Genomic DNA, 1,475 nt, shown 5'->3' on the forward strand with positions numbered 1-1,475 from the left:
ACCTGGCAACGTTATCAATCACGTCCTGAACTTATACGACCAACTTATGTACTGAGAGTTTGGGATACTGATATATTGGGATTACTTTCCCAATGTTTTCAGATTCAAGGAGAAGGATACAGTGTTGGCGGGGCATCTGCTAGTGGAGCAGTCGCTATTATTCATGCAGCTCGCCAAATTGTAACAGGGGTTACAGATATTAGTATTGTCGTTGGTAGTTTATTTGATATCTGTGCTTATGAATGTCAGGGACTAATGAATTTGGGAGCGATGGGTAGCGATCGCTTTGGCGATAGTCCAGAACTTGCCTGTAGACCATTTGACCATGACCATGATGGTTTTATTTATGGGGAGGGTTGTGGAGTTTTAGTCCTAGAAAGAGCCGATAGCGCTCAAGCAAGAGGAGTAGTTTCTCAGGGAAAACTACTTGGTTGGGGGTTAAATTTAGATGGTAATCGTAGTCCAGAACCATCTCAAAGCGGAGAAGAACGAGCAATGCAGGCAGCTTTAGCCATGGCCGACTTAAAACCAGAGCAAATTGATTATGTCAATACTCATGGTACCAGTTCGCCTCTTGGTGACAGGACAGAAATAGCTGCCTTAAAATCCGCAGGACTTAACCATTGCCTCGTCAATGCCACCAAATCTTTGACAGGTCATTGTTTAACGGCAGCTGGAGTTGTGGAAGCGATCGCTACTTTATTACAAATGAACTCTAGTTTTTGTCATCCAACCAAAAATCTAGTTAACCCCATTGATGATACACTAAATTGGGTCAAAGAAACTGCAGTTAAAGCAGAAATTAAATATGCCATTAGCAACAGTTTTGCTTTTGGCGGAATAAATACAGCTCTATTACTGGGCAAGGAGTAAAGGGATGCAATCAGTTGGGATTGAAGCTTTAAGTGTATATGGAGGAGTCGCCAAATTAGATGTGGGTAAGTTGGCACAAGCTCGTCAGTTGGACATATCCCGCTTTGAGAATCTAATGATGAAAGAGAAAGCCGTTTCTTTGCCTTATGAAGATCCAGTTTCCTATGCCGTTAATGCCGCCAAACCGATCATAGATCGTTTGAGTGATACTGAAAAGCAGCGTATAGAAATGGTGATTACCTGCAGTGAATCAGGGATTGACTTTGGCAAATCAATGAGTACCTATATCCAGGAGCATTTGGGCTTAAGTCGTAACTGCCGAATGTTTGAACTCAAACAAGCTTGCTACTCAGGAACAGCAGGGTTGCAAATGGCAATCAACTTAATTTTGTCCCAAACATTTCCAGGAGCAAAAGCCTTAGTTATCGCCACCGATATCTCTCGGTTTCTCGTGGCTGAAGGAGGAGAAGCAATCAATTGCGATTGGTCTTTTGTCGAACCGAGTAGTGGTGCTGGAGCAGTCGCTCTTTTAGTCAGTGATACTCCTTATATTTTTCTAGTTGATATGGGCTGCAACGGTTACTATGGTTATGAAGTCATGG

At 42.7% G+C, this 1,475-nt stretch carries 2 protein-coding genes; both read left to right on the plus strand.

Features of this window, described 5'->3' with window-relative positions; translation table 11 throughout:
- Window positions 1-873 (plus strand): beta-ketoacyl synthase N-terminal-like domain-containing protein (locus tag F6K40_RS40180; protein ID WP_293145923.1); only part of this gene is annotated, 873 nt, incomplete at its 5' end.
- 4 nt (window positions 874-877) lie between these two features.
- On the plus strand, window positions 878-1,475 hold a 598-nt coding region (locus F6K40_RS40185), incomplete at its 3' end, for a hydroxymethylglutaryl-CoA synthase family protein (RefSeq protein WP_375340639.1).

Origin of the sequence: Okeania sp. SIO3I5, from assembly GCF_010672085.1 — a bacterium.
Classification (GTDB): domain Bacteria; phylum Cyanobacteriota; class Cyanobacteriia; order Cyanobacteriales; family Microcoleaceae; genus Trichodesmium.